At 70.3% G+C, this 20918-nt stretch carries 16 protein-coding genes and 1 pseudogene; 8 read left to right on the forward strand and 9 right to left on the reverse strand.

Annotated features, from left to right (window positions below; translation table 11 throughout):
- Positions 1 to 49 precede the first annotated feature (49 nt).
- Positions 50 to 2863 carry a helix-turn-helix transcriptional regulator gene (locus tag ACZ4WH_RS05260; RefSeq protein ID WP_468176776.1) on the reverse strand — a complete coding sequence of 938 codons (2814 nt, stop codon included), beginning with the start codon at positions 2861 to 2863 and terminating at the stop codon, positions 50 to 52.
- Positions 2864 to 3078: 215 nt separating this feature from the next.
- On the opposite strand from ACZ4WH_RS05260, the gene ACZ4WH_RS05265 reads away from it, so the two are divergent.
- Entirely contained in the window at positions 3079 to 4809 is a 1731-nt protein-coding gene (locus tag ACZ4WH_RS05265; RefSeq protein ID WP_468176778.1) for an FAD-binding protein, read from the forward strand.
- A gap of 372 nt (positions 4810 to 5181) precedes the next feature.
- Here the strand turns inward: ACZ4WH_RS05265 and ACZ4WH_RS05270 are convergent, their stop codons facing one another.
- The 6 genes from ACZ4WH_RS05270 to ACZ4WH_RS05295 form a co-directional block, all read right to left on the reverse strand.
- Entirely contained in the window at positions 5182 to 6012 is an 831-nt protein-coding gene (locus ACZ4WH_RS05270) for a helix-turn-helix transcriptional regulator (protein WP_468176779.1), read from the reverse strand.
- A 310-nt stretch (positions 6013 to 6322) separates the two neighbouring features.
- Positions 6323 to 7789 carry an aldehyde dehydrogenase family protein gene (locus ACZ4WH_RS05275; RefSeq protein ID WP_468176781.1) on the reverse strand — a complete coding sequence of 489 codons (1467 nt, stop codon included), beginning with the start codon at positions 7787 to 7789 and terminating at the stop codon, positions 6323 to 6325.
- Between the two features lie 113 nt (positions 7790 to 7902).
- Positions 7903 to 8244, reverse strand: a complete 342-nt coding sequence (locus ACZ4WH_RS05280) for a hypothetical protein (protein WP_468176783.1) — start codon at positions 8242 to 8244, stop codon at positions 7903 to 7905.
- 155 nt (positions 8245 to 8399) lie between these two features.
- Positions 8400 to 9119: an alpha/beta fold hydrolase gene (locus tag ACZ4WH_RS05285; protein WP_468176785.1), complete on the reverse strand. Its 720-nt coding sequence runs from the start codon at positions 9117 to 9119 to the stop codon at positions 8400 to 8402.
- A gap of 150 nt (positions 9120 to 9269) precedes the next feature.
- Positions 9270 to 10220, reverse strand: a complete 951-nt coding sequence (locus tag ACZ4WH_RS05290; protein ID WP_468176787.1) for an alpha/beta hydrolase — start codon at positions 10218 to 10220, stop codon at positions 9270 to 9272.
- 158 nt (positions 10221 to 10378) lie between these two features.
- Entirely contained in the window at positions 10379 to 11170 is a 792-nt protein-coding gene (locus tag ACZ4WH_RS05295; RefSeq protein ID WP_468176789.1) for a DUF427 domain-containing protein, read from the reverse strand.
- A 241-nt stretch (positions 11171 to 11411) separates the two neighbouring features.
- Here ACZ4WH_RS05295 and ACZ4WH_RS05300 point away from each other — a divergent pair, with 241 nt between their 5' ends.
- From ACZ4WH_RS05300 to ACZ4WH_RS05315, 4 genes are all read left to right on the forward strand, one after another.
- Positions 11412 to 11882: a carboxymuconolactone decarboxylase family protein gene (locus ACZ4WH_RS05300; RefSeq protein ID WP_468176791.1), complete on the forward strand. Its 471-nt coding sequence runs from the start codon at positions 11412 to 11414 to the stop codon at positions 11880 to 11882.
- Positions 11883 to 12042: 160 nt separating this feature from the next.
- The gene (locus tag ACZ4WH_RS05305; protein ID WP_468176793.1) at positions 12043 to 13008 is read left to right on the forward strand and encodes an alpha/beta fold hydrolase; all 966 of its coding nucleotides are present in this window, start codon (positions 12043 to 12045) and stop codon (positions 13006 to 13008) included.
- Positions 13005 to 14540, forward strand: coding sequence for an MFS transporter (locus tag ACZ4WH_RS05310; RefSeq protein ID WP_468176795.1), 1536 nt, complete (start codon positions 13005 to 13007; stop codon positions 14538 to 14540). Before ACZ4WH_RS05305 ends, ACZ4WH_RS05310 begins: the two co-directional genes overlap by 4 nt.
- Before the next feature lie 124 nt (positions 14541 to 14664).
- On the forward strand, positions 14665 to 15159 hold the full coding sequence (locus ACZ4WH_RS05315; protein ID WP_468176797.1) for a cupin domain-containing protein: 495 nt from the start codon (positions 14665 to 14667) through the stop codon (positions 15157 to 15159).
- 194 nt (positions 15160 to 15353) lie between these two features.
- On the opposite strand, the gene ACZ4WH_RS05320 is transcribed toward ACZ4WH_RS05315, so the two are convergent.
- Positions 15354 to 15821 carry a cupin domain-containing protein gene (locus ACZ4WH_RS05320; protein WP_468176799.1) on the reverse strand — a complete coding sequence of 156 codons (468 nt, stop codon included), beginning with the start codon at positions 15819 to 15821 and terminating at the stop codon, positions 15354 to 15356.
- Between the two features lie 312 nt (positions 15822 to 16133).
- Between ACZ4WH_RS05320 and ACZ4WH_RS05325 the strand changes: the two genes are divergently transcribed.
- The 3 genes and pseudogenes from ACZ4WH_RS05325 to ACZ4WH_RS05335 all read left to right on the forward strand — a co-directional run.
- Positions 16134 to 16874: an SDR family oxidoreductase gene (locus ACZ4WH_RS05325; RefSeq protein ID WP_468176801.1), complete on the forward strand. Its 741-nt coding sequence runs from the start codon at positions 16134 to 16136 to the stop codon at positions 16872 to 16874.
- A gap of 112 nt (positions 16875 to 16986) precedes the next feature.
- On the forward strand, positions 16987 to 19674 hold the full coding sequence (gene aceE / locus ACZ4WH_RS05330; protein ID WP_468176803.1) for a pyruvate dehydrogenase (acetyl-transferring), homodimeric type: 2688 nt from the start codon (positions 16987 to 16989) through the stop codon (positions 19672 to 19674).
- Positions 19631 to 20583 (forward strand): annotated as a pseudogene (locus tag ACZ4WH_RS05335) (2-oxo acid dehydrogenase subunit E2); the annotation flags it as partial. The gene aceE and the pseudogene ACZ4WH_RS05335, both read left to right, overlap by 44 nt.
- Before the next feature lie 171 nt (positions 20584 to 20754).
- On the opposite strand, the gene ACZ4WH_RS05340 reads toward ACZ4WH_RS05335, so the two are convergent.
- Positions 20755 to 20910 carry a hypothetical protein gene (locus ACZ4WH_RS05340; protein ID WP_468176948.1) on the reverse strand — a complete coding sequence of 52 codons (156 nt, stop codon included), beginning with the start codon at positions 20908 to 20910 and terminating at the stop codon, positions 20755 to 20757.
- Between the last annotated feature and the right edge of the window lie 8 nt (positions 20911 to 20918).

Here is a 20918-nt window from a genome sequence, read left to right on the forward strand (position 1 = left end):
TCGAGTCCGTAGGAACCCCGTGGGGTCACCCGGGGCCCGGCACCAGCCCTCAGCCGGTCCGCACCGCGCCCTCGTTGCTGGTGTCCTCGGCCGGGTTACTCGCGAGGGCACCCGGCAGTGCGCGACGCGAGTTGATACCGAGCTTCGTGTACACCTTCCGCATGTGCCACTCCACGGTGTGCGGACTGATGAACAGCTCCGCGCCGATCTTCGCGTTCGTCATGCCGTCGGCGGCCAGCGTCGCGACCTGCGACTCCTGCGGGGTGAGGACGCTCGTCGGTGTCCTTTCCCGCACCCTGACGTGCTCGCCGGTGGCGAGCAGCTCGCGGCGGGCTCGCTCGGCGAACGCGTGCGCCGGCATCCCGTCGAACATCTCGTGAGCCGTGCGAAGGTGCTCCCGGGCCAGCGAGCGGCGGTTGCTGCGGCGCAGCCACTCGCCGTAGAGGAGGTGGGTGCGTGCCACCTCCACGGCCACACCGCCGCGGCCGAACTCCTCGATCGCGGTCCGGTACAGGCGGTCGGCCCCGTCACCGTCGGCGAGGAGGGCCTGGCTGCGGGCGCTGGCGCCATGGGCCCATCCGGAATCGGCGGCACGGGTGAGTTCGACCAGCCGGGCCAGCGAGGCGCGGGCCTGCTCCGGCTCACCGCACCGGGTGGCGGCCTCGACGTGTTCGACCAGCGACAGGCCGGTGAAGTTGAACCCGTCGTGTTCGATGGCCGTGCGGGCGGCCTCCAGGGCTTCCTCGTAGCGTGCCAGGCCGTTGAACAGCACGCCTTGGATGTAGCCCATGGCGCCCAGTAGGGACACCTCGCCGCGCTGTTCGGCACTCTGCCGGGCCTCTTCGATGATGCCGGCGGCGACGTCCGCCTCGCCTCGCCACGCGGCCAGGACGAGCGTCGCGTACTTGTGCGGGGCGTGGCCGGTCGCGGCGGCGAGCGCGTCGGCTTCGTCGATCATCCGGGCCGCCTCGGCGAAATCACCGTAGTGGATGTGCACCCCGCCGGCGTAGATGAGGGCCGGTGGCAGCACGCCGAGCGCTCCGATGTCGCGGGCCAGGCGCACCGCACGACTCGACAGCACGTCCCACGCGTGCAGGTCCCAGGCGTAGTGAATGAACGACTCCAGCGCGACTGGTGCCAGCAGGAGCCAGCGCACGGTCGCCTCACGGGTGCCGAGCTCCTCGTGCGCGAGCAGCTCCAGCGCGCCGCGCAGTGCCGGGACACCGGCCTCACAACCGTCGGCGAGGAGCGCGGCCACACCGTCCAGGAGCAGGTCGGCGGCCTTGGAGCCTGAGGGGGGCGCCCCGGACCCGCGGGCCGCGATCGCGGCGGCGCGGGCGCCAGTCGGACCGTGGACCCGGCCCGCGAAGATGGTCGCGCTGATCGCCTCCAGGTACGTCTCCCGCGCCAGTGGCGACCTGGCGGCGGTGAACTGTGCGGCGGCCTCGAGGAGCAGGGGTGCCGCCTCGTCGCTGCGGCTGCGGGCGAACAGGATCCTGGCCCGCAGGCGCGCCAAGCGGGCGCGGTCCAGAGGGCTCAGGGGACACAGTTCGGCCACCGTCGCAAGCTCCGTCGCCCGATCGGGCGCGGCGGCGGAGAAGTGGGCCTCTGCGGCCGCGAGGGCTCGACGTCCTCGCGGCCACGGGTCCGGCGTCACCTCGGCCGCGCGCTCCAGCAGTACCGCCTCGGCCGCGATGCCGCCGCGCTGCCGCGCGCGGTCGGCGGCCCGCTCCAGCCCTGCGGCGACCTCCTCGTCCGGTCCGTCGGCGGCCTGGGCGGCGTGCCAGGCACGCCGGTCGGGGTCCAGGACCGGGTCCGTGGCCTCGGCCAAAGCTCGGTGCACCGCCCGGCGTTCTTCGGGCTCGGCTCCGTGGTAGACCGCCGAACGGACCAACGGATGCCGAAACCGTACGGACTCACCGAACTCGATCAGGCCGGCCGCCTTGGCCGGTGCGGCATTGGGGGTGATCTTGAGGGAGGCGGCCGCGCGGACCAGCAGGCGCGCGTCACCGACCGGTTCCGCCGCGGCGATCAGCAGCAACGTCCGGGTCGCCGCCGGCAGCGAACCGAGCCGGCTGGCGAAGTCCCGTTCGACACGGCTAGCGACCGGCGCCTGGACGCTCCGGAAAGTTGACGAGTCCAGGCCGTACGCCAGCTCGGCGGCGCTGCGGCCGCGGGAGAATTCGAGCAGCGCGAGGGGGTTGCCACCCATCTCGGCCACGAACCGGTCCCGGACCCGCTTCTCCAGCCGCCCGCCGACGGCGGCCTGAAGGAGTTCTCCGGCCGCGACGGTGTCGAGACCGCCGATCCGCAGTGCCGGCAGGCCATTGAGCGCATCCTGTCCCTCGGGGTCGCGTACCGCGAACGCCATCGCGACCGCCTCGGCGAGCAGTCGCCGGGCCACGAACTCCAGGGTCTGCAACGACACCTGGTCCAGCCACTGAGCGTCGTCGACCAGGACGAGCACCGGTCGGCTCTCCGAGGCCCGGGTGAGCAGAGTGAGCACGGCGAGGCCGACCAAGAAGCGGTCGGGCGGGTCTCCGGCCGCCATCCCGAATGCCACGCGCAGGGCGTCGCGCTGAGGTTCCGGCAGTTCGTCGAGCTCTTCCGGGAACGGCGCACACAGTTGGTGCAGGCTCGCGTAGGGCAGCTCCATGTCGGCCTCGATGCCGTGCGCCCGGGCCACCTTCACCCGTGACGCCTGCGATGCCACGTACTCCAGAAGTATCGACTTCCCGATTCCGGCCTCGCCACGGACCACCAGTACGCGCGAGCCACCTTCGCGCAGCCCGGCCAGCAGGTCGTCGAGCGCCGCGCACTCGCGATGCCGGCCGACCAGGTGGGGAAACGGGCTGGCGATCATGCGACGCGGCTCCTTAGAGGAATCCGGGGTGTAAAGCTCCCACGACGGGTTGTCGGAGCGATCCTCACAACGGTACCTGGGCCAGCCCCACACCTTGTGTCGGATTGTTGTGACGGACTCCACTTCAAAAGTTGCTCCGACGCCGTCACAAACGAGGCCGCTGTCCGGTCGACCACTGCCCATGATCTCGCCCGTCCGCCGTCGCAGGAGGTCCCATGTCTTCGCTCGGACACCAGCTCGCCACGTCCGTCCTCGTAGTGGGAGCCGGTGGATCAGGCCTCCGAGCGGCCATCGAAGTCGCCGAGGCCGGTATCGCGGTCATCGCGGTGGCCAAACGCACGGCTGACGATGTCCACACTGTTACGACATCTGGATGTTCGACTGAGGCACCCCCCACCACCGGTCCCGAAGACACGTGGGAACGGCACGCGGCCGACACGTTGCGGGAAGGGCACTTGCTGGCCGACCCACGCACCGCACAGGTCGTGGCCCGTCACGCCGCGCAGGGATTCCACGACGTGGGGCGCTACGGCCTGCGTCTCGACCCCCAGGGCCGCGGCGGAACCACCCGGCGCCAGTTCGGCGACCGCACGTACCGCCGTGCCGCGTTCGCCGACGAGCACACCGGCCTGGAGGTGCGGCGAGCGCTCCGGGAACGCGCCGAGCAGCTCGCCGTTCCCGTCCTGTCGAACGTGTACGTCACCCGGTTGCTGGTCGACGACGGAACGGTCTTCGGTGCCTACGGGTTCGACCTCGTCGACGGCTCGCGCTACCTCGTGCACGCCGACTCCGTGATCCTCGCGACCGGAGGGCACACGCGCATCTGGCGGCGTTCGTCGTCGCGTCGAGGCGAGAACACCGGCGACACCTTCCGACTCGCCGTCGAGGCCGGCGCCCGGTTGCGTGACCCCGAGCTGGTGCAGTTCCACCCCTTCGGGCTGATCAGCCCGGAGAGCGCGGCCGGCACGCCCGTCAGCGAGGCGGCACCCGGCGAGGGCGGGGTCCTGCTCAACAACCTCGGTGAGCGGTTCATGACACGCTACGACGCCGAGCGAATGGAGCTCTGCAACCGCGACAGGGTCGCGCCGGCGTCTTACACGGAGATCAAGGAGGGCCGCGGCACCCAGGCCGGCGGCGTGTGGCTCGACCTGTCCCACCTGCCGCGTGAGACGGTCCTGACGCGGCTGCCGCGGGTGCACCAGACGCTGTTGGACCTGCAGATGCTCGACATCACCCGTGACCCGGTCGAGGTCGCGCCGACCGCCCAGTACTCCATGGGCGGTGTCTGGGTACGGCCCGAGGACCAGAGCACCGATGTCGACGGGCTCTTCGTGATCGGGGAGGCTGCCAGTGGTCTGCACGGTGCGAACCGGCTGGAGGAGAACTCGCTGATCGAACTACTCGTCTACGGCCGAATCGCCGGCCGGGCCGCGGCGGAGTACTCGGCCAGGCTCACCTCCCAGCAACGGTCGCCGGCGGCGGTTCGCGCCGCTGAGGCGGACGTGAACCGGCTTGTGGCCGCCGACGGCGACCAGAACCTCCGCGCGTTGCAACGGTCGGTGCGCCACCTGATGACGGAGCGCGCCGGTGTCGTCCGGGACGAGGCCGGGCTCGCCACCGGGCTCGCCGAGCTCGACGCGATCGAGGCCCGCATGGCGTACGTGGGCGTACACATCGACATCGGCGGCTTCCAGGACCTCGCGGACGCCTTTGACCTCAGGTCCGCCGTTCTCGCCGCTCGCGCGACACTTCTGTGCGCGTTGGAGCGGCGGGAGACACGGGGCTGTCACAACCGGTCCGACTACCCCGATGTCGACCCCGACCTGCAAGTCAATCTGGTGTGGTCCCCGACGACCGGGGTGCGCCGCGAACCCGTCCCGCCCATCCCCACCCACATGGCCGCGTTGATGCACGACGTCCCGGCCGACGCGCAGCTGCCCGGGTAGGCGCCCAGGGAGCCGACGGTGGGTTCCCGCCCGCAACAGGGCCGCCGCGCGGGAGGCCGTCGGCGTTTCGGGCAGGTGGCGGGACGCCCAGCCGGCCAGCTCGCCAGGGATGAGCAGCAGAGCCTTCTGCCATCGCCCACGACGCCGTCCTGGGCCAGGCCGTCATCGGACTGCTCACCACTCGACTCGCCCGGTCGAACGGCGCCGCGTCACCGCCGTCGACGTCCTCGACGGCCGTCGGCGGCTCCCCCACCGGCTTGGTGGAGCTTGTGCTACCGCTCCAACGGCGACATCGTGCTGGGCGCGGCGAAGGACGGCACCACGGGCAACCACCGCCGCGCTGCCTCACGATCTGCCCGGTGCGGACGCCCCCTAGGCGTTCGGCAGGAGGGACAGCAGGCGGAGGTTGGTGTGGCTCTCGGTACCCGGTGTCGCGGTGTAGACCAGGAGTCGCTGGGACTGGTCGGGGTCGACCAGTGTCTGGCAGTGCAGTTCCAGCGTCCCGACCTGGGGGTGCCGGAAGCGTTTGGAGGCGCAGTACGGCCCAAGCACGGGGCGCTCGCGCCAGATGCCGGCGAACTCGGGGCTTTCCCTGTTCAGCGCGTCCACGAGCTCGGCGACACGCGAGTCGCCGCCGTCGCGGATGTAGGCGCCATGGAGGTCCGCCACCATCAGACGGCTCTGTTCGGTGTGGTCGTCCTCCGGGTGGACCAGGCGGGCGACCGGGTCGGTGAACCAGCGGTAGTGGGCACTGCGCTCCAGTCCGGTGAAGGCCGTCTCGTCACCCAGCAGGGTCACCGCTGGGCGGGTCTGTTTCAGAGTCTCGCCCAGGTGGTTCATCACTTGTGCGGGGGTGTCCTCCAGCCGGTCCAGGATGCGCATCATCCCCGAATTGATGTGGTCGCCGCGCCGCACCCGGTGAGGCAGGGCGTGACCGGCGAGCTGGAAGAGAAGATCGCGCTCCTCCAGTGACAGGTGCAGTCCGCGGGCCATCGCGGCGAGCATCTGTTCCGAGGGGTGGGGACCTCGTGGCTGCTCGAGCCGGCCGTAATAGTCCGCCGACATGTCGCAGAGTGCCGCGACCTCCTCGCGGCGCAACCCTCCGGTACGCCTGCGACGCCCGCGGGGCAGCCCGACGTCCTCCGGCTGGAGGGCCTCGCGGCGCGCGCGTAGAAAGGCCGCCAGTGCTGCCCGGTCTGCCATGGCTGTCCTTTCTCACGGGACGGTGCCGTCACCGATGGGACTGCCGGTCCGTGGATGTCCGGAACCGGCTCGCGGGAGGGACGCGCCGCCTCGACCGCGGCTTTGACGAAGTACCGGCCATGTGAGCAACGTGGCCGGGACCACTCATTCCCCGGAACAGTGTGCCGTCCCGCACACCCCGCGAGCGGAGGGACGGCATCCGTGACGGCGTCGGCGGCCGCGCGAGGGGGTGTCCCTACACGGCCGCGTGGCCCCGAGGAGGAGCGTCGAGGTCCCGGCTCGCCTCCCGGGGTGACGGCGCCGCGGTGTGTCAGCGGGTGATCGCCTTGGTCTCGAGGAACTCCTCAAGACCGGCACGGCCCATCTCCCGGCCGTTGCCGGACTGCTTGTACCCGCCGAACGGTGCCTGGAAGTTGTGCGGTCCACCATTGACATCGACCTGGCCGACGCGCAAGCGCCGGGCGATCTCGACGGCGTGGTCCTCGTCACCGGTCACCGCACCGTTGAGTCCGTAGATCGTGCCGTTGGCGATCTCGACGGCGTGGTCGTCGTCGACGTAGGGGATGACGACGAGGACCGGGCCGAAGATCTCCTCTTGGGCGATGACGGACTCGGGGTCGACGTCGGAGAAGACCGTGGGCTTGACGTAGGCACCGGTGTCGAAGCCCTCCGGCCGGCCGGGGCCGCCGACCACGAGCGTGGCGCCGTCGGCGATGCCACGCCGGATGTAGCCGTCGACGCGCCGACGCTGGGTCTCCGAGGCGAGCGGGCCGATCCGTGTGCCCTCGTCGGCGGGGTCACCGACGACGTACTCCTTGGCCGCGTCCCGGAGCTTCTCGACCACGGTCTCCTGAAGGCTCTCGGGCACCAGCATGCGCGTGTAGGCGCCGCAGGCCTGACCGCCGTTGGCCCAGGCATAAGCCAGACCGCGATGGACCGCGAAGTCGAGGTCGGCCTCGGGGAGGACGATGTGGGCCGCCTTGCCACCCAGTTCGAGTGCGACGCGTTTGACCGTGCCGGAGGCGGCCACGGAGACGCTTCTGCCGGCGCGGGTGGACCCGGTGAAGGAGATCATGTCGATCTTCGGATGGCGGGAGAGTGCCTCGCCGACGACCGGTCCGGTGCCCTGCACCACGTTGAACACACCGTCTGGGAGACCCGCCTCGGTGGCGATCTCCGCGAACATCCGGGCGCTGAGTGGGCTGTTCTCCGAGGGCTTGAGGACGACGGTGTTGCCAGCCAGCATCGCGGGGACGACCTTGGTCACCAGTTGCTGAAGCGGGAAGTTCCAGGGGGTGATGGCCCCCACCACGCCGATGGGCTCGCGGATGACGAGCGAGTTCTCGACCACCTCCGTCCACTCGAACCGCTCGGCCGTCGTGATCGCGGCCAAGGTCGACGCGACCGGGAATCCCACCTGCGCCTGTCGGGAGAAACCGATCGGGGCGCCCATCTCCAGCGTGATGGTGGTGGCCAGTTCCTCGGAGTGCTGCCGAAGGCCCTCGGCCAGGCGCCGCATGACGGCCGCACGGTGCTGGGGAGACGTCGACGCCCATCCTGGGAAGGCGGCGAGCGCGGCGTCCACCGCCCTGTCCACGTCCTCGACCGTGCCCTCGGGCACCGCGGCGATCACCGATTCGTCGGCGGGATTCACCACGTCGATCAACGGCCCGGAACCCCGGAGGGGGCGGCCGCCGATCCAGTGGGACGGAGTGGGGAAGGGAACCGCAGGGTTTTCGTTCATGCCGCCAAGAGAACATCGGTCGTCACGAGGCATCCATGTCTTCCCGTGCCCATGATCCGCGTCACTTGCGTGCCGTGCCGCGCCGGTCCAGGTAAGGACGTCGAGCCTGTCCCGAACGCGGCGCTCTCCGTTTCACATCGCGTGAATCAAGCCACCGATCCCACGACGACTGCCGTGCACACGAACGTCACCATGGTGATCACGGCCATGGCGATCAGTGTTCCGCGCAGCCATCGCCCGAACCGGATGTTGTTCGCTGCCTCGGCCGCGCCGACACTGTCGGCGATGTACTTCGTCACCATGCGGGCCACGTACCTCTGTTCCTCGAGATACCACAGCTCGATATCCCTCTTCTGCTCGTGGGTCAGCCCGTCCGTCCTTGCGGTGAAGGCGGTCACACGCCGGCGAGCAGCACTGAGATGAGCCTCCTGGTACAGATAGGCCTCTATGTCGACCAGCCCACGAGCGGCCTGTTTGTTCATGTTCATGATGCGCTCCCAGAGTCGGTGGTGCCGGAGAGGGGACCGTCAGGCGCCCGGTGGGCAACGGCCGTCGGCGCGTGCTCCCTCGACGCGCCCTCCGGGCGGCCGACCGGCTCATACGATCGGCCACCTGCCGGTCCGGTGCGCTGGGAGCCGGCCGCTCAGCCGGTCGCCTGCGCCGCCTCGTTGATCAGGCGCGCGACGTCACCGGGACGCGAGACGCTGACCGCGTGGGAGGCGGAAACGCTCACCACGGTGGCCTTCGCGCGCTCGGCCATGAAGATCTGTGCCTGCGCCGGGATGTTCCGGTCCTCGGTGGCCACGAGAACCCACGACGGGACGTTCTTCCACGCCGGGGTGGAGGCACCCTCCGCCAGCGCGACATCGGCCACGGGTCGCTGAGTGGCAGCCATGACCGCCGTGGTCTCCTCCGGAACGTCGGCGGCGAACTGCTGGTGGAACTTGCTCCTCTCGATGTAGAGATCCGCGACCTGACTGCCGTCCGGCAGGGTGACCGGTACCGGGTGGAGCGCCTCCCCGAGGGTGCTGCCGGGGAACTTGCCGGAGAGGGTGACCGCGCTCTCGCCCTCGTCCGGCAGGAAGGCCGCGACGAAGACGAGTGCCTTGACGTTGTCGAGTCCGCCGGCGGCGTTGCTGATGACCGAGCCACCGTAGGAGTGGCCGGCAAGGACCACAGGGCCGTCGATGGAGGTCACGAGTTGTCTGACGTACTCGCTGTCCCCGGCCAGTCCGCGCAGCGGATTGCTCGCGGCCAGCACCGGGTAGCCGTGCGACTGGAGCTTTTCGACGACTCCGTTCCAACTGGAAGAGTCCGCGAACGCGCCGTGGACGAGGACGATGGTCGGCTTCTGTGCACTCATGAGAGTGGCCTTTCGTTTTGCCAGTGAAGTACGCCGGTGAAAACGCCGGTGAGGTACGCGCCTCATCCGGGCGTACGACCGTGCTCGATCGCGGTGCGTTCCGATGCCTGGGATTCCCCGCGGAATTGCCGGGGGAGAGGAATCAGTCGATCAGTCGGTACCCAGGGCCTTGCGCAGGACATGGATGGCCTGCTCGATCGCCGCGGTCGAGGCCTGAGTTCCGCGAACCGGGTTCAGCATCATGAAGTCGTGCAGACTGGCGTTGTAGCGGACGCTGGTGGTCGGCACGCCGGCCTGGATCAGCTTGCGGGCGTACGCCTCGCCCTCGTCGCGCAGTACGTCGTTCTCGTCGACCACGACGAACGCCGGCGGCAGCCCCTGGAGATCTCCCGCAGTCGCGCGCAGGGGGGAGGCCGTGATCTGGTCCCGCTCGGCCGGGTCGGTGGTGTAGGCGTTCCAGAACCACTCCATGGCCTTCGCCGTCAGATGCGGACCGTGGGCGAAGGTCCGGTAGCTCTCGGTGTCCTGCCCCGCGTCGGTGACGGGGTAGTACAGCGACTGGTGCAGGAAGGTCACGTCGCCGCGCCGCTTGGCCAGGTGGGTCAGGGCGGCGCTCATGTTGCCGCCGACGGAGTCACCGGCGACGACGAGACGCGAACCGTCCAGACCCTCTTCGGCGCCCTTGGTGGTGACCCACTGGGCGGTGGCGTACGCCTGCTCGATGGCGACAGGGTACTTCGCCTCCGGGGAGCGGTCGTACTCGACGAAGACCAGGGCAGCCTCCGCGCCCACCGCCAGTTCACGCACCAGACGGTCGTGGGTGCCGGCGTTGCCGAGAACCCAGCCGCCGCCGTGCACGTAGAGGATCACGGGGAGGACGCCGGTGCTGCCGACGGGCTTGATGATGCGCACCCTCACGTCACCGACCTCGGCGGGGACAGTGATCCACTTCTCGTCCACGTCGAGCTTTTCGACCGGCCCGGACTGGACGTCGTCGAGCAGCTTACGGGCGCCCTCGACACCGAGTTCGTACAGCAGCGGCGGCTTGGCGGCCGCGTCGGCGAATTCCTGGGCGGCGGGCTCGAGAATGATGTCGCTCACGGCATACTCCTCGGGAGGTGGTGGGTTTCGGAAGACTTTCCACCTCATGAGACCGGGCCGGGAGTCGATGTGTGACGCGCCGGGGAAAACGGCGCGGAATCGCTCACCGGCCACGGCATTTCCCGAGCGGATGCTGCACAGGGCCCGCTGATCCGGCGTTACTGGTCAGAGGCCGGCCGGGTGGGGTCGGTGGGCCTCGGCAGCAGGAAGCCGTCGACGTACAGATCGACGTGCTCGTTGTAGAACGCGGTCAGTCCGGCGATGCGGTTGGCGTGGATGGTCGGGAAGTCGTACGTCCAGGCGATGTCCTCGTGGGATGCGGTGTCGCTGTCGAACGACCAGTAACTGCTCGTCGTCCCCTTGTAGGGGCATCGGGTGACCATGTCCGAGTGCCGCAGCCGGGTCCAGTCGATGGTCGCACGGTCGAGGTAGTAGCGGGTCGGGAGGCCGGTCTCGAACAGCTTCACGCAGTTGGGGGCCTCCGCGAGCACGACACCGTCCAACTCGACTCTGACGCTGCTGCTGGAACGGAGGGCGTCCACGCGGGAGTAGGGGCTCCTGGGATGAACGAAGACCGGCTCGTCCTCCTCGAACCAGGAGTCCAGCGCCTCCCACTCGAAGCGCACGGTGTCGTGCAGGGGTCCCGGGGCGCCCTCTCCCCAGACCCACGCCGCCCCCGCCCGGACCTCCGAGCCGACCCGCAGGGTGTGCCGGTGCGCCGGGCCGGCACCGAGGTGCTCCGTGTGCTTGTCGTCGTGGAGCACACCTTCCACCAGGTCCTCGACCGGGATGCTGAACTGGGGGTAGGCCTGCCACTCCCAGACGTACAGTGCGCGGCGGGTGTCGAAGGCGACACGCCCGCCGATCATGCCCCGGATGCGGCGCGGTACGGGCTCGACGTGCCCGACCGGGACGATGAGGCTCGGGTGCAGGACACTCTCGGTTGCCATGGTCATCACCTCGGATTCGCTGATGGTGCGCTCGCCGTGCCCGGTGTCTGCGGTCCCAGGATGACCGCCCTCGGGCCGACGGGCCTCACATGCTTGTCGTCACACGGTGCTGAGGATCGTGTTGCACCGATCCGGACCGCGTCCTGGTCCGACGGGAGGGAATCGACGACCGACGATGTCACAGATCGAAGTGGCTCCCGGTCAGTCAGCTGTAACTGTTCCACACCTGAGGAGATCCGTCATGGACGCGCGTATCAACTACTTCGGCAACGCCCTTGCCGGCAAGGTCATGAAGCACCTGAACTCGGCCGGCGCGGCGGTGCACGCGGCTCTCCCGGTCGCCACTCAGGAGCTGGTGAAGATCCGCGCCAGCCAGATCAACGGCTGCGGTTTCTGCACCGACATGCACACCAAGGACGCCACCGCCGCGGGTGAGGAACAGCAGCGTCTGAACCTGGTGGCCGTGTGGCGCGAGGCCACCGTCTTCACGGACGCCGAGCGCGCCGCGCTGGAGCTGACCGAGCAGGGCACGCGCATCGCGGACGGCGTGGGCGGCGTGTCGGACGAGGCATGGGAGAACGCCACGAAGCATTACGACGAGGACCAGCTCGTCGCGCTGATGTCGCTGATCGCCGTCATCAACGCCTACAACCGCATCAACGTCATCAACCGGCAGCCCGCCGGTGACTACAAGCCCGGCATGTTCGGCTGAGTCAGCCGCTCCGGCTCGGCCGGTTCGCGGACCGTCCCTCGCCTGGTCGCCCCGACCCTCGACCAAGCGACGGACGCCGCCCTGTCCGGTCGAACGGTGTCCGCCCGGCCGCACGGCGCCCGGAGCGACCGCCGCGGGCAACAGAATGCAGAGGACTCTCATGTCAGAACGCCACGCACTCGCCCCTCTGCGACGAGTCAGCACCGACGTGCTGGAAGTCGCCTACTACGAGACGGGTTCCGCCGGTGAGGACACCGTGCTGCTCCTGCACGGTTTCCCCTACGACATCCACAGCTACGCGGACGTCGCCCCGCTGCTCGCCGAGAGCGGGTTCCGGATCATCGTCCCCTATCTGCGGGGCCACGGGCCCACCACGTTCCTGTCCGCGTCGACTCCGCGCTCCGGTCAGCAAGCCGCTCTGGGGGCCGACGTCGTCGCCTTCATGGACGCCCTGGGCGTGGAGCGGGCCTACCTCGCCGGACACGACTGGGGCGGGCGCGCCGCCAACGTCGCCGCGGCCCTGTGGCCCGAGCGCGTTCTGGGCCTGGTCTCGGTCAACAGCTACCTCATCCAGGACATCGGCGCGGCGATGAAACCCGTCGCACCCGAACGGGAGGCGGGCTTCTGGTACTTCTACTACTTCCTCACCGAGCGGGGACGGGCCGGTCTGGCCGCCGATCCCCGAGGGGTCGCGCGGGTCATCTGGAAGCGCAACTCCCCCAGGTGGCCGTTCCGCGAGCAGGATCTGGAGCGGGCCGCGAAGGCCTTCGCCAATCCCGACCACACCGACGTCGTGATCCATTCGTACCGGCACCGGCTCGGTTTCGCGCCGGGTGCCAAGGCCTACGCGGACCTTGAGGCACGTCTCGCCGAACTGCCGCCGATCACCGTTCCCGCCGTCACCCTCGACGGCCTGGCCGACGGCAACTTCCCCGCGGCGGAAGGCTCCTCGACCGCCCGACACTTCACCGGCCCCCGGCTCCACCGCAAGGTGGCGGACGCCGGCCACAACCTTCCGCAGGAGCGCCCGGAGGCGTTCGCGGCGGCCGTGCGGGACGTGCGCGTCCTACGGCAGGAGTACGCCGGCCGCGAAGGCTTCGCCGGATCGGGCCAGGACGCGACATGACGCACTCCCCCACTCCGGACGACTCCGCCCCGCTCCGCCTCGCCGGTGCCCGGGGACGGTGGACCCTGCTGGCCACCGTTCTGGGATCCGGCGTGGTGCTGCTCGGCTCGACCGTCACCAACGTCGCGCTGCCGCGCATCGGTGACGACTTCGACGCCGACCTCGCCGTGCTCCAGTGGACGGTGAACGCCTACATGCTGACCCTGGCCGGTCTGATCCTGCTGGGCGGGTCCCTGGGCGACCGTTTCGGGCGGCGCCGCATCTTCGTCCTGGGCACGGTGTGGTTCGCGGTGGCCTCCCTGCTGTGCGGTCTGGCTCCGGACACCCACACGCTGATCGCCGCCCGAGCGCTGCAAGGCGTCGGCGGTGCTCTGCTCACACCCGGCTCACTGGCGATCATCGAGGCCTCCTTCCACCCGGACGACCGGCCCCGCGCGATCGGTCTGTGGTCGGGCTTCGGCGGTATCGGCGCGGCCCTCGGGCCGTTCCTGGGCGGGTGGCTGGTGGACGGCCCCGGCTGGCGCTGGGCCTTCCTGCTGAGCATCCTCCCGGCGCTGCTGTGCGTGCCCATCGCGCTGCGCCACGTCCCCGAGTCCGCGGGCACGCCCCGGACGGACGGGGCAGTCACGGCCGGCGCGGGGAGCCGGCGGCGCACCGGTTTCGACATCCCCGGCGCCGTCCTGGGCGCTCTGGCGCTCGCCCTGGTCACCTACGCGCTGACCGAGGCCCGGGACGGCGGACCGGTGGCCGTCGGCGCGGCCGTCGCCGGCATTGCGGCGGGTGCCGTGTTCCTCCGCGTGGAACGGCGCAGCAGCGACCCGATGATGCCGTTGTCGATCTTCTCGTCCCGGCAGTTCACCGCTGTCAACCTGATCACGCTGAGCATCTACGCGGGCACGGGCGGGTTCTTCTTCCTGACCGCTCTGCAACTACAGATCGTCGTCGGGTACTCGGCGCTGGCAGCCGGGGCGGCCATGCTGCCCAACACCGCGCTGATGCTGCTGTTCTCGTCCCACTCAGGGATGCTCGCCCAGCGACTGGGGCCGCGGACTCCGCTCACCGTCGGCCCGCTGGTGTGCGGAGCGGGCATGCTGATGATGCTGCGGGTCGGTCCGGGCGCGTCCTACCTCCACGACGTCCTCCCCGCCCTGCTGGTGATGGGAGCCGGCATGGTCGTCATGGTCGCTCCGCTGACCGTGACCTTGCTGTCCTCGGTGGATGCCTCGAACGCCGGGCTGGCCAGCGGCATCAACAACGCCGCGGCCCGGGCGGCCGGGCTGGTGTCCGTGGCGGCGTTGCCCCTGCTGGTCGGGATGGGACCGGACGCCTACCGGTCGGACGCGGCCTTCGACACGTCGTTCAGCCGGGCCATGCCGTTGTGCGCGGGCCTGCTGGCCATCGGTGCGTCGGTGGCCTTCGGCACACTCCGGCAGACCGCCGCGGCTTCTCGTCCGCTGCACGGGCGGACACACGGCTGGCTGATGGAACCGCCGCTGGTGTCCCGCTTCACCCGTAACCAGGCCGCCGAATGACACCCGGCCCGGGCCCCGGCTGTCACACCGGCGGATGCCCACCGGTCTCGTTGTAGAGAGGACCGCTGCTCAGCGGTTCACGCCGGCGCGTCACCACGCGTCGGCCGCAGGAAAGGATCCAGATATGTCGTACCCGTACCCGGAGCAGAAGTACTGGGGAGAGAACGGTGAGGTCAGCGCCGTCTTCCGACCGGCCACCACACCGCCGGACATCGGTGAGAGCGGTACCGGGAAGGACGCCACCCACTATCTGGCGACCACCGGTACCACGCGGGGTGAGTTCGGGCTGTACCGGGTGGAGATGCGGCCCAGGGCGGGCGGCCCCAAGACGCACTTCCACAAGCGGATCTCGGAATCGTTCTACATCCTGGACGGCACGGTGCGTCTGTTCAACGGTGTGGAGTGGGTCGACGCGCGCAAGGGAGACTTCCTGCACGTGCCCCAGGGCGGGCTGCACGCCTTCCGGAACGACTCCGACGCCCCGGCCGACATGCTGCTCCTGTTCACCCCGGGCGCCCCGCGCGAGGAGTACTTCGAGCAGGTGTCGCAACTGGCGCACGCCTCGGAGGAGGAGCGTGCCGCGTTCTTCGACAAGCACGACTCGTACTTCGTGGAGTAGGTGACACCGACAGGCGGGGCCCCGCGCCCGTGACACCGGTTACCGCCGGGGTGTCACGGGCGTGGGGCCCCGCCTGTCGCGTGGACGGCCGGCACTTCGTGTCACAGAGCACGGTGATCCGGCCCCTGACACACAGCGCGGGCATGCCGCCGCCCGCCGCCGTGGGGCAGCGGACGGCGACCGGACCTCCGGGGTCAGGCGGTGGGCCGCGGTGCGCGCAGGTGGGCGCGCTCCTTGAGTTCCTGCTCGTCGACCAGCTCCAGCATGGGCTTGCCGGGGGCGCACATCATGGTGACGACGAATTCGGTCCTCTCGTCGGTGAGGGCGTTGCCGTCCTGGTAGTGGATGGCGTCGCCACCCGGCTCCCAGAAGGTCCCACCGGCCTCGATGATGCGCTCGGGCTCGCCCTCGAGTTCGAAACGGACCGCGCCCTTGATGACATAGCCGAACGCCGGGCCGGAGTGGCGGTGCGGCGGGGTGCCGGGGTCACCGGGCTCCCACTGGACGTGGATGGTCATCGCCGAGGCGCCCTCGGGAATGGTGATCGGCGAGGCGTCCTGGAGCATCTTCGCCGCTCGGGTCCAGCTCGGACCGTCCTCGCCGCCGGTTCCGTGACCGTGCCCGTCGTGGCCGTGGTGGGCGTGCTGTGAGTTCTCCGACACTGAGTCGCACCTTCCGTGGTTCCACCGTGTCCGGGCGGCACATCCTCCGCCGTGCACGTGGTCATGTCCGGTCGTGAAGACCGCTCGCCCTCCTGACCAAATGCCCGGCGGTTCTGTGACATGGGGCGGCGGCCGCGGCCTCCGACACCCGGCACCCGGCACCCGGCACCCGGCACCCGGCAGCGGGCGTGGTGTCACAACATCCGGACCCATCCTGTCTAGGTGTGATGAGCACGGTGGCACGCCGACGTCCGCCACCGCCTTCGACGGACACCCAGCGGGGTCATCGGCCCCTGGACGGAAGAGACCCAGATGAGAGTCGTCGTTGTAGGTGCCACCGGTCTGATCGGTTCCAGGACCGTCGCCAGGCTTCGGGACCATGGGGTGGAGGTCGTGCCGGTCTCCCGCGGAGAAAGGGTCGACGTCAGCACCGGTCATGGCCTCGACCGGGCGCTGCGCGCCGCCGAGGTGGTCGTGGACGTCACCGACGCGCCCTCACGCAGGCAGGAGGCCGCCACGGCGTTCTTCACCACCGCGACGGGCAACCTCCTCAAGGCCGCCGCCACGGCGGGAGTCGAGCACTACGTCGCGCTGTCGGTGGTGGGCGCCGACAGGGTCGGCTCGGGCTACTTCCGGGCCAAGGCGGCGCAGGAGGATCTGGTGCGGCGCACCACCGTTCCGTACTCCGTGGTGCGCGCCACGCCGTTCTACGAGTCCGTGCAGGCCGCCGCCACGGCCGGCACCCGGCCCGACGGTGTGCACGTGCCCCCGGTGCTGCTGCGTCCGGTCTCGACGGACGATGTCGCCGCGGCGGTCGCCCATGTCGCCGTGGGCCTGCCGCAGTTCGGGGTGCTCGAGGCAGCCGGGCCCGAAGAACTCCGGTTCGAGGACGTCACCGGCGAGCTGCTGGCCTCCCTGGACCGGCCCGGCCCGGTGATCGCCGACGCACAGGCCCCGTTCTTCGGCGCGGTGCTCGAGGAGCGGGTCCTCCTTCCCGGGCCGGCCGCCCACGTCGGCCACCACACCTTCGGCCAGTGGCTCAAGAGCCGCTGAGTCCGCCGGGCGGCGACGCGTCATCGCCCGTGATCCCCACCGCCCGCCCTGCGGCGCCCACCGTGTCCGCGGCCGGCGTCGCCGGCACCCACGCAGTGACAGGAAGGCTGCCATGACTGATCCGTCCCGGCCCACTGAGACCTCTGTGATCAGTGAGCTCGACCAGCTACCCGACCGTGACCGTGAGGAGACCGCCGAATGGCAGGCCTCTCTCGACGCCGTCGTGCGGAACGCCGGGCCGGAGCGGGCGGTGTACCTGATGCGGCGGGTGCACGAGTTCGCCGCGGCGTCGGGGACGCCCCTGCCCGAGCTGCTGTCCACGGACTACATCAACACCGTCCCGGCAGCCGCACAGCCGGAGTTCGACGGTGACCTGGAGATGGAGTCCAGGATCACCGCGCTCAACCGGTGGAACGCCGCGGCGATGGTCACCCGGGGGTCCCGGCTGGGACTGGGCGGTCACATCTCCACCTACGCGTCGGCGGCCTGGCTCTACGAGATCGGCTTCAACCACTTCTTCCGGGGCAAGGACGGTGACGGCTCGGGCGACCAGCTGTTCCTCCAAGGGCACGCCTCCCCGGGCATCTACGCCCGGTTGTTCCTCGAAGGGCGGCTCAGCAGGGAGCAACTGGACGCCTTCCGACGGGAGGCGGGCGGTCACGGCCTGCCGTCCTACCCGCACCCGCGACGGCTGCCGTGGCTGTGGGAGTTTCCGACGGTGTCCATGGGGCTGGGCCCGCTCGGTGCCATCTACCAGGCCCGCTTCAATCGTTATCTGCGGGCTCGCGGCATCAAGGACACCTCCGCCTCGCGGGTGTGGGCGTTCCTGGGCGACGGGGAGACGGACGAGCCGGAGTCGATGGCCGCCCTGACTCTGGCCTCCCGCGAAAGACTGGACAACCTGACGTTCGTCATCAACTGCAACCTGCAGCGCCTGGACGGACCGGTACGGTCCAATTCGAGGATCGTCCAGGAGCTGGAGGCACGGTTCCGCGGCGCCGGCTGGAACGTGGTCAAGACCCTGTGGGGCGAGGCCTGGGACCCGCTGCTGGGTCGGGACACCACCGGCGACCTGGTGCGGCGCCTGGGTGAGGTGCCCGACGCCCAGATGCAGACACTGGCCGCGCGGGACGCCGCCTACATACGCGAGAACTTCTTCACCGGTGACGCCCTGTCCGCCATCTCCGCCTCCCTGAGCGACGCGCAGGTGGTCGAGCTGTTCGAGAACTCCCGAGGCGGACACGAGCCGTTGAAGGTGTACGCCGCCTACCGGGCCGCGGTGGAGCACCGTGGCGCGCCCACGGTGATCCTCGCCCAGACGGTGAAGGGTCACACCCTGGGTTCTGCGTTCGAGTCCCGCAACGCCAACCACCAGATGAAGAAGCTCACGATGGAGCAGTTCCGTGAGATGCGCGACCTGCTGGAGCTTCCCATCCCCGACGGCGCGCTCGCCGGTGACCAGGTCCCGTACTGGCACGCGGGGGAGAACTCGCCCGAGGTGCGGTATTTGCGCGAGCGCCGGGCCGCGCTGGGCGGTCCCGCCCCACTTCGGCGGGTGATCGCCAAGCCGCTGCCGGAGCCGCCCGCCAAGCCCTTCGAGGCGTTGGAGAAGGGATTCGGCCACCAGGAGGTCGCCACCACGATGGCGCTGGTCCGGCTGGTCAAGGATCTGATGCGCGACGAACGGAGCGGGGCGCGCTGGGTGCCGATCATTCCCGACGAGGCCCGTACTTTCGGCATGGAGTCGCTGTTCCCCACGGCCGGCATCTACTCGCCGCTGGGTCAGAACTACGATCCGGTCGACGCCGACCAGTTGCTCTACTACAAGGAGAGCATCACCGGACAGCTGCTCATCGAGGGCATCACGGAGGCCGGTTCCGTGGCCGAGTTCGCCGCCGCGGCGACCTCGTACGCCACACACGGCGAGCCCATGATCCCGTTCTACATCTTCTACGCCATGTTCGGCTTCCAGCGCACCGGCGACCAGTTCTGGGCGCTCGGCGACCAGATGGGCCGCGGCTTCGTCGTCGGCGGCACCGCGGGTCGCACGACCATGACCGGTGAGGGACTGCAGCACGGGGACGGGCACTCGCACCTGCTGGCCGCCACCAATCCGGCGGCGATCAGCTACGACCCGGCTTTCGCCTTCGAGATCGCGGTGATCGTCCGGGACGGTCTGCGCCGGATGTACGGCGAGCGGCCCGAGGACGTCTTCTACTACCTGACCGTGTACAACGAACCGAAGCACCAGCCGGCCATGCCCGCGGTGCCGGGTATCGAGGAGGGCATCGTCCGAGGCATCTACCGGTTCCGGGCCGCCGAACCCGCGGCAGCCGGACCCCGGCTCCAGCTGCTGTCTTCCGGTACGGCCGTTCACTGGGCGCTGCGAGCGCAGGAACTCCTCGCTTCCGACTGGAACGTGCACGCCGACGTGTGGTCGGTGACGTCGTGGACGGAGCTGCGCCGCGACGCGATGCGCGCCGACGACGCCCGGATGCGCGGTGAGGAGCGCACCCCCTTCGTCACCCGGGCACTGGCCGGTGCGCCCGGGCCGGTGCTGGCCGTCAGCGACTGGATGCGGCAGGTGCCCGACCAGATCAGCCAGTGGGTCGAGCAGGACTACTACTCCCTGGGCACCGACGGTTTCGGTCTGTCCGACACCCGTGAGGACGTGCGCCGCTACTTCCACGTGGACGCCGAGTCGGTCGTGGTGACCGCACTGGACCGGCTGGCCCGGGTCGGGCAGATCCCCCTGGCCACCGTCGCGCAGGCCCGCGCCCGCTACGGCCTCGACCGGTGAGCGACAGGGAAGCGCGGCCGATCCCCCATGGCGCAGGCCGTGGACGACAGGTTCGGAGGGCCCCTCGCCGACGTGTCTCACCCAGCGGGTCACGGTGCCCTCGGTGACAGCAAGGGCTCGTCGCCCTCGACGAGTTCCGGAGGTCTCCACCGACAAGGTCGACACCGAGATCCCCTCGCCCGCCACCGGGGTTCTGCTGAGCATTGCCGTCGCCGAGGACGAGACCGCCGAGCTCGGCGCCGAACTCGCCGTCATCGGTACGGCGGACGCGGTCCCGGCAGCCACACCCGCGCCCCGGCCGAGGCCCCTCAGACCGCCCCGGCGCCGGCGCCGGTCGCCCCGGTGTCACCCGCGCCCCCGTTCCAGCCGCCCCGGCGGCGCAGGAATCCGTGCTACGCGGTCGGACGGTCCGGATGACGCGCATCCGCAAGGCCATCGGGGACAACCTGAAGAAGGCCTTGCTGGAGCAGGCGCAACTGACCAGCACGGTGGAGGCCGACGTCACCCGGCTGATGCGGCTGCGAAACCGGGCGAAGGACGGATTCCTGGCCCGCGAGGGACTCAAGCTGTCCCCGATGCCCTTCTTCGTCAAGGCCGCGGCCCAGGCGTTGAAGGCGCATCCGGTCGTCAACGCCAGGATCAACGAGGCCGAGGGGACGATCACCTACTTCGACACCGAGGCCGAACCAGGCAGCGATCCTGGGCGTGGGCGCGACGGTCAGGAGGCCCGCGGTGGTGCGCAGCGCCGGCGAGGAGGTCATCGGCATCCGGGACCTGGTGCACGTGTCCTTGTCGTACGACCACCGACTGGTGGACGGGGCGGACGCGGCTCGCTACCTGACCACGGTCAGGGAGATCCTGGAGTCCGCGGCATTCGAGGACGACCTGTACCCCGACGCCGGGATGTAAGGAGTGCCGGAGCCCCCTCCTCCCTGCGGTGCACGGGGACGGGCGCGTGGCGCAGGATGGCGTCCATCCGTTCGTCGCCGGACAGGACGAGGCCGTGGAGCGTCGCCCAACCGCCCCTGAGTGCGTGATGGCCCAGGTCCTGCAGCAGCCGGGTACCCAGTCCACGCCCTGTCAGGAGTCCTCGACGAGAAGCGCGGCCTCGACGGCCGAGTGGTCCGGCATCAGGTGGCCCACGGCGACGATGCGACCGGTGGTGTCCCGTGCGGCCAGGTGGACCGAGCCGGGGCGGGCCGGCAGAGCGGGCAGGTAGGTCTGAGGGTCGGCCATGGCCCGGT

The sequence above is a fragment of the Streptomyces sp. NPDC029138 genome (assembly GCF_055564375.1).